Raw genomic sequence first — 11,788 nt, 5'->3', positions numbered from 1 at the left:
CCAGCGGCTGGACCGGACCGGCAGGCCGGAGTACGACGCTCTGCGAGACGCTCACCCCACAACGGTAACTCTCGACCGGTGGGATCCGTCCACTGGTCTGAGCCGTCGGACCCGTAGCCTGCAACTCACTCCTCAATTTGTCTTCAGTAGAAGGGATCGTGCGTGAGCACTCCGACGCCACCGCCGGGTTACGGCCCGCAGGACCCCCAGCAGCCGGGCCAGTACGGGCAGCCGGGTCAGTACGGGCAGCCCGGTCAATACGGCCAGCAGCCCGGGTACGGCGGCCAGCCGGGTTACGGTCAGCAGCCGGGGTACGGCCAGCAGCCCGGGCAGTACGGGCAGCAGCCTGGTTATCCCCAGCAGCCCGGGCAGTACGGGCAGCAGCCGGGTCAGTACGGTCAGCCTGGTCAGCCTGGTCAGTACGGTCAGGCGTACGGTCAGCAGCCGGGCTTCGGGCCTTACGGTCAGCCGGGCTTCGGCGGTATCCCGGGCAACCTGGCGGCCTGGCCGAACCGGGTCGGCGCCTGGTTCGTCGACGCGCTGATCATCGGCGTGCCGTGCGGTATCGGCTCCGCGATCGCCGGTAACAGCAACAACTCCGTGCTCGCGATCATCGGCTTGATCTTCTACCTGGGCGGCGTCGGCCTGGCGATCTGGAACATCCTGATCCGGCAGGGCAGCAGCGGTCAGACCGTCGGCAAGCAGGCGCTCGGCCTGAAGCTCGTCGGCGCCGACACCGGTCAGCCGATCGGCGTCGGCAAGACGTTCCTGCGGCAGCTGACCCACATCCTCGACGGCGCGGCCTGCTACATCGGCTACCTGTGGCCGCTGTGGGACGAGAAGCGGCAGACGTTCGCCGACAAGATCAACAACACCTACGTCATCAAGCTCTGACCTGACGTGAGCACCCCTCCCTCAGGGCCGTACGACGGTCAGTATCCGCCGCCTGGTCAGTACCCTGTGCAGGGCTACAACCCTTACGGGCAAGGCTTTCCGGGCGGCGGGTACGGGTATGCGCCGCCTGGCCGGCTGGCCGACTGGCCGATCCGGGTCGGCGCCTCCCTGGTCGACACGCTGATCATGGTCATTCCGTCGATCGCCGGGGTGCTGGCCGCACTGATCATCGACGGCGAGCAGGAGGAGCTGGGCGTAGGCGGTGGGATCGCGATGATCAGCGGATTCCTGCTGGCCTTCGGCATCTGGGTGTGGAACCGCATCATCCAGCAGGGCCGCACCGGCCAGTCGTTCGGCAAGAAGGTGACCGGACTGCGGGTCGTTGACGCGCACACCGGTCAGCTGATCGGCATGGGCAAGAACCTCGGCCGCGAGGTCTGCGCCCAGATCTTCAACCAGCTCTGCATCCTCAACGTGCTCTGGCCGTTGTGGGACGACAAACAGCAGACCTGGCACGACAAGGTCGTCGGCGACATCGTGATCCGCGCCTGAAGAACAGGACCCCCCAGATGAGCACACCTGACTACGGCCAACAGCCACACGGACAGCAGCCATACGGACAGCAGCCGCACCCACAGCAGTCGTTTGGGCAGCAGCCTTACGGGCAACAGCCTTACGGGCAGCCGCAGTACGGGCCGGCGTACGGGCCTCCGCCTGGTTATGGCTACGGGTACGGCGCTCCGGTCGCTCCGTTGGCGGACTGGCTCCCGCGGGCGGGCGCGTACCTGATCGACGGCCTGGTGGGCGGCGTACCGTTCGTGCTCGGGTACGGCATCTTCATCGCGGACGTGATTTCGAGGTCCGACAACACCTACCCGGACGACGGTCCGCGGCCGTACGCCGCCATCATCTTCGTGGTCGGCATTCTCGTGAGCATCGGCCTCGGACTGTGGAATCGCGTGTTCCGCCAGGGCAAGACCGGTCAGAGCGTCGGCAAGACCGTGCTCCATCTGCGGCTGGTCGACTCCCGGACCGCGCAGCCGATCGGAGCGGGCAAGGCGTTCCTGCGGGAGTTCCTCAGCGGCCTGTTCAACAACGCCTGCTTCTTGAACCTTCTATGGCCGTTGTGGGACGACCAGAAGCAGACCTGGCACGACAAGGTCATGAACACCTACGTAGTCAGGACCTGACCTCAGTGTGAACGCAGTAGACCAGCACAGGTCACTGCCCACAGCACGCTGGTGAAGGTGCCGATGATGAACCGTTCGGCAACGGCCTGCGGAGTGACCGACGCAGGCTGGTCCGGACTACGGAGCTCTGGGTACCGGGCGAGGCCTTTGATTGCCAGTACGACCGCGATGCCTTCCGGCCAACCGGCTACCAGTGATGCGTAGATCGCAGTCCGCTCGAGGGCGCCGATCAGCGCGCCACCACGCAGTACCTCACCGGCCTTCTGCGTCGACTGGGCCCTGGTGTTGTTCCGGTCGACCAGGGCGAGCACAGAGGTCGTCAATGGCCCGCCACCTGTGACGGCTAACCCACCTGCGAGCAGGAGCAGCACATTCCACCAGCGCTCGGCCCAGCCGGCCACTCCGTGACCTGAGAGCAGCAGAACGCCCACAGCGGCCAGACAGGCGAGCATCACGCCACTGATCACGATCTCGAGGTTGGAGCCGGATCTGGGCACCCAGGCGAGCACAGCGAGGATCAGGCCGGCAGCCGTCAAGGACAGGACCAGAGCCGTCACGCAGCGACTCCAGCACCGAGCAGATCAGCGGCCAGCACCCGTCCGCGCTGCTCCTCGGCGAATCCCGCCGCCTGCGTGCGCTGTGTCACCGCTGACTGGCTGATGCCGAGTTTCACGCCGATCTCCCGCCTGGTGAGTCCTTCAGCCAACAGGTCCGCAACTGCCCAGCCACGCTCGCTCCGGCGTCGCAGTACGGACGCCATCAGCCACAGCACCGTCTCCACCTGCTCCGCGACCCGCGAGTCCGAGCCGACCACGTTCACATGGTGCGGGCTCGACTTGGCCCGGGTCACCGCCTCCCGGGCGAACACGAACGCCTCGCCGCTGCCGGCTCTGGTGCTGCGGGGCAGCGGTTCGGTCACCTCGCCGACACCGAGGCCGACGTACCAGGAGTCCGCGCGCAGCAGCTCGACGATCACGTCGATCGTGGGCCGGGCCTCGGACAGCACGCCCTGCACCTCATCGCCGGCGGTCCGCTCGAACCTCCGCAGCAGTCCGGACCGGCGCGGGCGGCGGTTCAGGGAGTTCAGCAGCTCGGGTACGAGATCGGTCGTGCTTCGGCTGCCTCGCTGATCTACCGTGAGAACGAAGACCATCGCCCTGCACCTCCTTCTGAACGGCTTAAGGCTACAGTCTTATTCACGTAGAGTGAAGGACAAAACCTGAATCGCTTCACCCGATTACTCCCCGTGTCCGGCCCGGGAGGACGGTGAACCGGGCCGGACAAGGGCTCTCAGTCAGCCAGTGGCAGGTACAGCTTCTGGTCGGCGGCCTTGAAGGTCTCCGACATCTCGGCGAAGCCGGCCTCGATCGCCTCCGTCGAGGTGAGGCCGTGCTCCTCGGCGTACGCGCGGATATCGGCGGTGATGCGCATCGAGCAGAACTTCGGCCCGCACATCGAGCAGAAGTGGGCCGTCTTCGCGGGCTCGGCCGGCAGGGTCTCGTCGTGGAAGGAGCGAGCCGTGTCCGGGTCCAGCGAGAGGTTGAACTGGTCCTCCCAGCGGAACTCGAACCTTGCCTTGGACAACGTGTCGTCCCAGGCCTGTGCACCCGGATGCCCCTTGGCCAGATCCGCTGCGTGGGCAGCGATCTTGTAGGTGATCACGCCGGTCTTCACGTCGTCACGATCCGGTAGCCCGAGATGTTCCTTGGGCGTGACGTAGCACAGCATCGCCGTACCCAGCCAGCCGATCTGTGCGGCGCCGATCGCCGACGTGATGTGGTCGTAGGCGGGCGCCACATCAGTTGCCAACGGCCCCAATGTGTAGAACGGCGCCTCGCCGCAGAGCTCCTCCTCGAGCCGCACGTTCTCGGCGATCTTGTGCATCGGCACATGACCCGGACCTTCGATCATCACCTGTACGTCGTGCTCCCAGGCGATCCGGGTCAACTCGCCCAGCGTCCGCAGCTCCGCGAACTGGGCGTCGTCGTTCGCGTCGGCGATGCACCCCGGCCGCAACCCGTCGCCCAGCGAGAACGTCACGTCGTACTCCCGCAGAATCGAACACAGCTCCGCGAAATGCGTGTACAGGAACGATTCCTGATGATGCGCGAGGCACCAGGCGGCCATGATCGATCCACCCCGCGACACGATCCCGGTGATACGCCGCGCGGTCAGCGGCACGTAGCGCAGCAGCACGCCGGCGTGCACGGTCATGTAGTCGACACCCTGCTCGCACTGCTCGATGACCGTGTCGCGGTACACCTCCCACGACAGCGCGGCCGGATCGCCGTTCACCTTCTCCAGCGCCTGGTACAGCGGCACCGTCCCGATCGGCACCGGTGAGTTCCGCAGGATCCATTCCCGCGTCTCGTGGATGTTCTTCCCGGTGGACAGGTCCATCACCGTGTCCGCGCCCCACCGGGTCGCCCAGACGAGCTTCTCGACCTCTTCCTCGACCGAGCTGGTGACGGCGGAGTTGCCGATGTTCGCGTTGACCTTCACCAGGAACTTCTTGCCGATGATCATCGGCTCGCTCTCCGGATGCCGCCGGTTCGCCGGTATCACCGCCCGCCCGCGCGCCACCTCGGCCCGGACGAACTCCGGATCGACGCCCTCCCGGACGGCGACGTACCTCATCTCTTCGGTGATCACCCCGGCCCGCGCGTGCCCGAGCTGGGTCCGTGGCTCGCGCCCGGCGATCCACTCCCGCCGCATCGCGGGCAGACCCGCCTGTACGTCGATCCGCGCCGCCGCGTCGGTGTACGGGCCGGAGGTGTCGTACAGGTCGAAGTGTTCGCCGTCGGTCAGCTGCACGCGACGAGCCGGTACGCCCAGCTCTCCGCGATAGACCTTCTCCGAGCCCGAGATCGGACCCGTGGTGACGGCCGGACGGATCGTGCTGACATTCACCATGCTGGTGCTCCCTACGCCGGAATTACCCGGACAGGTTCGGCGGTCGGCGGCGCCGGCCAGGTTCGATTCCTGGTCCAGCCGCCCTCTCAGCCCACTACGGTGCGAGCTCCCGCGATCTCAAGTTGTCACCGACCACCCTAGGGCATGGCTGTAACGTCTAGGGATGCGCGACCTCGTGTACCCGCCCGTCATCGCCTTCGCGCGGACCTCGTTCAAGGTTCTCGACCTCAAGCTCCGCCTGACCGGCGCGGAGAACGTGCCCCGGACCGGCGGTGCGCTGATCGCCCTCAACCACATCAGCTACGTCGACTTCATCCTCGGCGGGTACGGCGCTCTCCCGAGCAAGCGACTGGTCCGGTTCATGGCCAAGGAAGTGCTGTTCCGCAACCGGTACTCCGGTCCGCTGATGCGTGGGATGCACCACATCCCGGTCGACCGGGACGCGGGCGCGGCGTCGTACCAGCAGGCGCTGGAGTACCTGGCCGCGGGCGAGGTGGTCGGAGTGTTCCCGGAGGCCACGATCAGCCGCTCCTTCGAGCTGAAGGAGTTCAAGTCCGGCGCGGTCCGGATGGCGGCGGAAGCCAGCGTGCCGGTCATCCCGATGATCCTGTGGGGCACGCAGCGGATGTTCACCAAGGATCATCCGCGGGACTTCTCCCGGCACCGCCCGATCTCGATCACCATCGGCGCACCGATCACCGTCACGCCGGACGACGACGCGGGCGAGGCGACAGCGCAGCTGCGATCCACGATGGCCGGAATGCTCGACGAGACCATCCGCGCCTACCCCGAGCAGCCCGCCGGCGCCTGGTGGCTGCCCGCGGCGTACGGCGGCAGCGCGCCGACCCCGGCCGAGGCCGAGCGCCTGGACCAGGAGGAGCTCGCCCGCCGAGCCGCCAAACGTCGTTAAGACGGCGGACAGGACCTTGACCCTCGGGGTTGAACGAGGGTACGAAGGCCTTCGTTGACAGAGCAGGAACCTGGGGGGTCCCTGTGCGGCGGGCCGGCATCGATGGCCCGCGGACACGAACGGGCGGGGAAGGTTTTGTTCGATTCACCGGAAGAGCTGCATCTGTTCGACCCGGGCGCGATGACTCCGGCGCCGCATGTTGCCGAGCACATCCCGGACGCCGGTGCGTTCTTCGTCGACTGGGCGACCCGCGGGCTGAACCCGGATCGCGCCCGCGAGATCGAGTCCGCGGTGAACGGCCGGCGCAACCAGAACGGCTGGTTCCCGCTCGAGACGCTGGACAGCATCGGCAGCAGGGGCTTCTGGCGCGGGCCGCTGACCTATCTGGCCCGGATGACCGCCGACGACCCCAGGATCCTGCAGGAATGGGCCTGTGACGGGCTGCGGGACGAGCAGGTGGGCCGCATCGAGGCGACGGTGGACCACCTGCTGCACCAGCAGGGCCACGCTGCCGCGGCGACGTGGGCGGTCGCAGTACGGCCGCGGACCTACCTCGACGCGGAGGTGCTGGGCGACCGGCTGCTGGCCGCGTGGGAGTACAACCTCGGCTCGATCCGGGCCAAGGACGTGGCGAAGTCGGTCCGGCGCTGGAACCGCTGAGCCGGAACCACTGAGCTGCAACCACTGAGCTGCAACCACTGAGAAGGCGTACGACGGGCAGCCGCCAGACCGCCCGTCGTACCTCTCAGCTCGTCAGTGGAACTGCGGGATGATCAGGTACAGCCCGTAGAACACAGCTGCCAGGCAGGCCGCGAAGCAGAGCGCCGCGACGCTGGTGTCCGCGACGGATGGCTGCCGCTTCTCGTCGATCGCGACCGCGCGCCGCGCCATCGCGCTGACACCGAGCGCGAACACCACCGCCAGTCCGACTCCGAAGAGCAGGCTGACCAGTGCGACCTGGCCGAGTGAACCCCAGTCGATGTGCATCGCCGTACTCCTCTCACGCCGCCGCGGCCGGGCTGGCGGCCGGGGTGGAGCTCGGGTAGTCGTTCACGTTCTCCGACGTCACCGGCGTGCGCCGGGAGGCCAGGTAGATGCCACCGCCGGCCACGACGGCGAGGATCGCGATGATCACCACACCGATGTTGCCGGAGTCGGCCACCCGGCCGGCCAGTGCGCCGACGATCGCGGCGGCCGGCAGTGTGAGCAGCCAGGCGACAGCCATCCGGCCTGCCACCGTCCAGCGCACCTCGGCCAGCCGCTTGCCGAGGCCTGCGCCGAGGATGCTGCCGGAGCAGACCTGCGTGGTCGACAGCGGGAAGCCCAGGTGGGACGAGGCCAGCAGGACCGCGGTCGAACTGGTCTCGGCCGAGAAGCCCTGCGGCGATTCGATCTCGGTCAGGCCCTTGCCCATCGTCCGGATGATCCGCCAGCCGCCCAGGTAGGTGCCGGCCGCGATCGCCAGACCGGCGGACAGGATGACCCAGACCGGCGGCTTGGAGCCCGGGGCGAGACTGCCGGAGGTGATCAGCACCAGCGTGATCACACCCATCGTCTTCTGCGCGTCACCGGTGCCGTGGGCGAGCGAGACCAGCGAGGCGGAGGCGACCTGGCCGGCCCGGAATCCCTCGCTGACCGACTTCTGCCGGGACCGCTGGGTGATCTTGTAGGCCAGGAACGTGCCGAGCAGCGCGACCACGCCGGCCACGATCGGCGCGGCCACGGCCGGGATGATGATCTTCTGCACGACGGTGCCGAAATGGACGGCGCTGCTCCCGGACGCGATCCAGGTGGCGCCGATCAGGCCGCCGAACAGCGCGTGCGACGACGAGCTCGGCAGGCCGACGTACCAGGTCATCAGGTTCCACAGCACGGCGCCGACCAGGCCGCCGAAGATCACCGGCACGGTCACCTTGGCATCGTCGACGATCCCGCTGGAGATCGTCTTGGCGACCTCGGTGGAGATGAACGCACCGACCAGGTTCAGCACGGCCGAGATGGCCACCGCGACCTTCGGTTTCAGTGCGCCGGTGGCGATCGACGTCGCCATCGCATTGGCGGTGTCGTGGAACCCGTTGGTGAAGTCGAACACCAACGCGGTGATGATCACCACGACGACGAGGAACGACAGATCCATCCCGATCACTTCCCTAGGCGGACGATCAGCAGCGTCGATCGACCGTAGGCCGGGTGAGTGAATTTGAAATGAACCGGACCCGGGAATTTACTCCAAGATGAGGTGAGCCAGCCCGTAGACGAGCGCCGCGACGAGTCCGGCAGCCGGGATCGTCAGGATCCACGCCATGACGATGCCCTTGGCAACGCCCCAGCGGACCGCGGACAGCCGCTTGGTCGCACCGGCGCCCATCACCGCCGAGGTGATCGTGTGGGTGGTGGAGACCGGGGCGTGCAGGCCGATCGCCATCACGTAGAGAACGGCCGCCGACACCGCCTCGGAGGCGAATCCGCGGGCCGGGTCGAGGTGGATGATCCGGCGGCCCAGCGTCCGCATGATCCGCCAGCCACCGGAGTACGTGCCGAGCGAGATCGCGGTCGCGGCGGAGATCTTGACCCACAGCGGGATGCCGTCGTGCTGCTGGGCGTGCCCGGTGGTGACGAGGGCCAGGAAGATCACGCCCATCGTCTTCTGCGCGTCCTGGAGCCCGTGGCCGAGCGCCATCGCGGCGGCCGACAGCGACTGCGCCATCCGGAAGCCGCGCGTGGTCTTGCCCGGATTGCGATGCCGGAACAGCCAAAGGATGGCGACCATCAGCACGAAGGCGCCGAGGAAGCCGACCGCCGGTGACAGCACCATCGGAATGACGACCTTGTCGACGATGCCGGACCACAGGACGGTGCTCGCCGAGGCGAGGCCGGCGCCGACGAGTCCGCCGATCAGCGCGTGGGTCGAGGAGCTGGGCAGGCCGAAGTACCAGGTGATCAGGTTCCAGGTGATCGCGCCGACCAGCGCCGCGATCACGACCACCAGGCCGTGTGTCCCGGACGGCGTGCTGATGATGCCCTTGCCGACCGTCTCGGCGACCTCGGTGCCGGCCAGCGCGCCCAGGAAGTTGCACGCCGCTGCCATCGCGAGCGCCACCCGCGGCGTGAGCGCCCGGGTGGAGACCGAGGTCGCGATCGCGTTGGCCGCGTCGTGGAAGCCGTTGGTGTAGTCGAAGGCCAGCGCGATGAGGACGACGGCGATGACGAGCGTGAGCTCCACGCTCAGCTCTCCTTGACGGCGATCTGCTCGACCGTGTTGGCGACGTGCTCGAAGGCGTCGATCGCGGCCTCCAGCAGGTCGACCACAGTCTTGAGCTTCATCACGGTCAGCGCCTCGTACTCACCGCTGAAAAGTTTCGCGATCAACCTGCGGTGGACCGCGTCACCGGTGTTCTCCAGGCGGTTGATCTCGATCCAGTACTCCGCCAGGTCCTTCATGGTCCGCAGCCGGGGCATCGTCTCGGCAGTCAGCTGCGCCATCCGCTGGAGCACTTCGATCTGCTCGGCGATCTCCTCCGGCAGCTTCTCCAGGTTGAAGAGGTGGACGGTGTCGACCGCCTCCTCCATGAAGTCCATCACGTCGTCGAGATCGGAGGCCAGCCGGTAGATGTCCTCGCGGTCGAACGGCGTGACGAACGTCGAGTTCACCCGGCGGATGATCGAGTGGGTGGTCTCGTCGGCCGCGTGCTCCGCGTCCTTCATCTGGGCGGCGATCTGATGACTCGCGGACAGCCCGGTGCCCGCCGTGCTACCGAGCAATTCGGCCAAGATCCGGGATCCGTCCACGAGGTGGTTGGCGGACTCGGTGAAAAGGTCGTAGAACGTCGGGTCGTTCGGACGCAGACGTAACGGCACTTCAAGCTCCGGGTGAACGAGGGACAAACCGTGAACATGCTAGGGGGAACATGCAGTTGATGCGGCATCCGCCCGGGGCAACGTATCGCGTTGTGATGAACTGGGCAGCGCAGCGTTGCACAGTCGGTAACCGATCGGTTTCAGCGCGTTATCACGGCGTACAGATCAAAGAGGCCGACGACCAGCACCAGGCCGGCCGCGACCCGGAGTACATGCTGATGGCCGAGGAAGTGCGTCGCGCCGCCCGCGGTCCGGCGGTAGACGGCGCTGACGGCCGTCCAGCAGCCCAAGGACAGCACCAGTACGACGATTCCGAGCCCGGTGCGGACATCCGACGAGCCGTGGCCGGAGGCAAGCAGGAGGGCGCCGTTGGCAATCAGGCCGAGGGCGGTACGGCGCCACGCGAGCAGCGTCCGCTCCGGCTGCCGGCCGGGATCGGGTGTGCTCATCGCCACAGTGAGAACAACAGGCCGATCAGGCCGACGACCGCGATCGTTGCCCCGAGCATCAAGGGCAGCCGGGTCACGGGCAGCGCGCCGCCACGACGGATCGCGGTCAGGTTCTGCTGCCAGCGGCGGAAGGCGCCGGCCGTCGTGACGATGCCGGCGCAGACCAGGATCACGCCGATGATCCGGGCCGGCCAGCGATCGGGGCCGAGGTCGAGGAACTGGACCGCGGACAGGCCCCCGGCGTAGCAGGCGAGCGACGTCCGCAGGTAGGCGAGGTAGGTGCGCTCGTTCGCGAGTGTGAACCGGTAATCCGGCTCCTCCTCGGTCATCCGCAACTCACCAGGCCCTGGTCCTCTTTCAGCGTCAGCACACGCCGCACGCTACTCGTGAGCTTCGCGGCGAACGACTGGTCCTGCCGGGCCTTGGCGACGAGCGCGTCCACCATCGTCGCGGTCAGCCCGGCCTTGGCGTTGATGACGATGTCGCCGCCGGCCGCGACGAACCGGGTCGCGCGGGCGCCGGCCGGGACCGATGCGACCTCCGCGGCTGCGCCGACATCGTCGGTGATCACCACGCCCTGCCACCCAAGGTCGCCGCGGACCATGCCCTGGATGACGGTCGGCGAGAAGATCGCCCGGTTGTCCGGGTCGATCTTGGTGTACGTGACCGTCGAGATCATCACCATCGACGCACCGGCCTTGATCCCGTCGGCGAACGGCTGCAGGTCGGCGTCACCGCGAACCGTGACGTTGTCGACGACGCCCGATGAGAAGTCGGTGTTTCCGCGCACCCGCCCGAGCCCTGGGAAGTGCTTGACCGACGTCGCGATTCCGGCCTTGCGCATGCCCTGCACGAAGGCCTTTACGCCGCGGGCGGCGTCGGCCGGCGTGTCGCCGTACTCACGGTTCAGCTGGCCGATCGGAGCGTTCTGCGACTTCAACGAGCTGGGCACGACGTCTGCCACTGGTGCGAGGTCGATGGTGACGCCGGCCTGCTTCAGCTGGCTGCCCCACACCTGAGCCTGCCCGGTGAGCTTGGAGCTGGACCACGTGCCCTGGACGGTCGCTGCGGGGATGCGGTCGAAGCCGGAGCCCTTGAGGCGCTGGATCTGGCCGCCCTCCTGGTCCGCGGCGATGAGCGGCCTGACGCCCTTCACCGTGCCCGCTGTGTTCACTGCGCTCATCGCGGAGCGAGTGTGGGCGAGGCTGCCGCTGCTGCCCATCAGGAAGACGCTGCCTGACTTCTGCTGTACGACGGCCTTCTGGGCGGACGTCATACCGCTCGCGTCGATGCCGGTCATGATGAGCTGGGCGGCCTGCTCGCGCAGCGTGAGGCTCTGGAGCTTCTGGTCGATGCAGCCCTCGGTCGGCGTCTGGGACGGGGTCTCGGTCGGAGTGTCAGTCGGTGTGGGCTCCGGGCTGCTCGGCTGCTCGCTGGGCTCGGTTGTGGGCTCCTCCGTGGTCGGCACGGAGGAGGACGGCACGGTGCTTGGACCTGCGGTTGGTGAGTTGCTGTCGCCGCAGCCGGCGACCACGAGAGCAGTCAGCGCGATCAGCGCGACCGGTCGCCTCATC

Annotated in this window: 15 protein-coding genes and 1 riboswitch; of the genes, 5 read left to right on the top strand and 10 right to left on the bottom strand. The window is 67.7% G+C overall.

Annotated elements, in window-relative coordinates; genetic code table 11:
• The first annotated feature begins 162 nt into the window (after positions 1 to 162).
• From AB0J62_RS40040 to AB0J62_RS40030, 3 genes are read left to right on the top strand one after another with little or no spacing between them, the layout of a single operon-like run.
• Positions 163 to 894: an RDD family protein gene (locus AB0J62_RS40040; RefSeq protein WP_363882977.1), complete on the top strand. Its 732-nt coding sequence runs from the start codon at positions 163 to 165 to the stop codon at positions 892 to 894.
• Between the two features lie 6 nt (positions 895 to 900).
• Positions 901 to 1,446 (top strand): RDD family protein, encoded by a 546-nt coding sequence (locus AB0J62_RS40035; RefSeq protein ID WP_363882974.1) that lies wholly within the window; start codon positions 901 to 903, stop codon positions 1,444 to 1,446.
• Between the two features lie 17 nt (positions 1,447 to 1,463).
• Positions 1,464 to 2,084 carry an RDD family protein gene (locus AB0J62_RS40030; protein WP_363882971.1) on the top strand — a complete coding sequence of 207 codons (621 nt, stop codon included), beginning with the start codon at positions 1,464 to 1,466 and terminating at the stop codon, positions 2,082 to 2,084.
• 2 nt (positions 2,085 to 2,086) lie between these two features.
• Here AB0J62_RS40030 and AB0J62_RS40025 read toward each other — a convergent pair whose 3' ends face one another.
• The 3 genes from AB0J62_RS40025 to thiC form a co-directional block, all read right to left on the bottom strand.
• Positions 2,087 to 2,641, bottom strand: a complete 555-nt coding sequence (locus AB0J62_RS40025) for a hypothetical protein (RefSeq protein ID WP_137252472.1) — start codon at positions 2,639 to 2,641, stop codon at positions 2,087 to 2,089.
• A complete protein-coding gene (locus tag AB0J62_RS40020; protein WP_363882968.1) occupies positions 2,638 to 3,237 on the bottom strand; it encodes a transposase in 600 nt (199 codons plus the stop codon). Before AB0J62_RS40020 ends, AB0J62_RS40025 begins: the two co-directional genes overlap by 4 nt.
• Before the next feature lie 137 nt (positions 3,238 to 3,374).
• A complete protein-coding gene (gene thiC / locus AB0J62_RS40015) occupies positions 3,375 to 4,997 on the bottom strand; it encodes a phosphomethylpyrimidine synthase ThiC (protein WP_363882965.1) in 1,623 nt (540 codons plus the stop codon).
• Positions 4,989 to 5,120: riboswitch (TPP riboswitch) on the bottom strand. (Overlaps the previous gene by 9 nt.)
• A gap of 40 nt (positions 5,121 to 5,160) precedes the next feature.
• On the opposite strand from thiC, the gene AB0J62_RS40010 reads away from it, so the two are divergent.
• Positions 5,161 to 5,907, top strand: a complete 747-nt coding sequence (locus AB0J62_RS40010) for a lysophospholipid acyltransferase family protein (RefSeq protein WP_363882963.1) — start codon at positions 5,161 to 5,163, stop codon at positions 5,905 to 5,907.
• Positions 5,908 to 6,042: 135 nt separating this feature from the next.
• Positions 6,043 to 6,567, top strand: a complete 525-nt coding sequence (locus AB0J62_RS40005) for a hypothetical protein (protein ID WP_363882960.1) — start codon at positions 6,043 to 6,045, stop codon at positions 6,565 to 6,567.
• Positions 6,568 to 6,660: 93 nt separating this feature from the next.
• Here the strand turns inward: AB0J62_RS40005 and AB0J62_RS40000 are convergent, their stop codons facing one another.
• From AB0J62_RS40000 to AB0J62_RS39970, 7 genes are all read right to left on the bottom strand, one after another.
• Positions 6,661 to 6,894: a hypothetical protein gene (locus AB0J62_RS40000; protein WP_363882958.1), complete on the bottom strand. Its 234-nt coding sequence runs from the start codon at positions 6,892 to 6,894 to the stop codon at positions 6,661 to 6,663.
• 13 nt (positions 6,895 to 6,907) lie between these two features.
• Positions 6,908 to 8,044 (bottom strand): inorganic phosphate transporter, encoded by a 1,137-nt coding sequence (locus AB0J62_RS39995; protein ID WP_363882955.1) that lies wholly within the window; start codon positions 8,042 to 8,044, stop codon positions 6,908 to 6,910.
• Positions 8,045 to 8,131: 87 nt separating this feature from the next.
• On the bottom strand, positions 8,132 to 9,130 hold the full coding sequence (locus tag AB0J62_RS39990) for an inorganic phosphate transporter (protein ID WP_363882952.1): 999 nt from the start codon (positions 9,128 to 9,130) through the stop codon (positions 8,132 to 8,134).
• A 2-nt stretch (positions 9,131 to 9,132) separates the two neighbouring features.
• Positions 9,133 to 9,765, bottom strand: a complete 633-nt coding sequence (locus AB0J62_RS39985) for a DUF47 family protein (protein WP_363882949.1) — start codon at positions 9,763 to 9,765, stop codon at positions 9,133 to 9,135.
• Between the two features lie 140 nt (positions 9,766 to 9,905).
• Positions 9,906 to 10,214 (bottom strand): DUF202 domain-containing protein, encoded by a 309-nt coding sequence (locus tag AB0J62_RS39980; protein WP_363882946.1) that lies wholly within the window; start codon positions 10,212 to 10,214, stop codon positions 9,906 to 9,908.
• Complete coding sequence (locus AB0J62_RS39975) at positions 10,211 to 10,543, bottom strand: DUF202 domain-containing protein (protein ID WP_130446262.1); 333 nt, start codon at positions 10,541 to 10,543, stop codon at positions 10,211 to 10,213. The genes AB0J62_RS39980 and AB0J62_RS39975 overlap by 4 nt, the downstream gene beginning before the upstream one ends.
• Positions 10,540 to 11,787, bottom strand: coding sequence for a glycoside hydrolase family 3 N-terminal domain-containing protein (locus AB0J62_RS39970; protein WP_363882942.1), 1,248 nt, complete (start codon positions 11,785 to 11,787; stop codon positions 10,540 to 10,542). The genes AB0J62_RS39975 and AB0J62_RS39970 overlap by 4 nt, the downstream gene beginning before the upstream one ends.
• Between the last annotated feature and the right edge of the window lies 1 nt (position 11,788).

The sequence above is a fragment of the Kribbella sp. NPDC049584 genome (assembly GCF_040675555.1).
Taxonomy (GTDB): Bacteria; Actinomycetota; Actinomycetes; order Propionibacteriales; family Kribbellaceae; genus Kribbella.
This window is presented reverse-complemented; position numbering and strand designations above follow the sequence as displayed.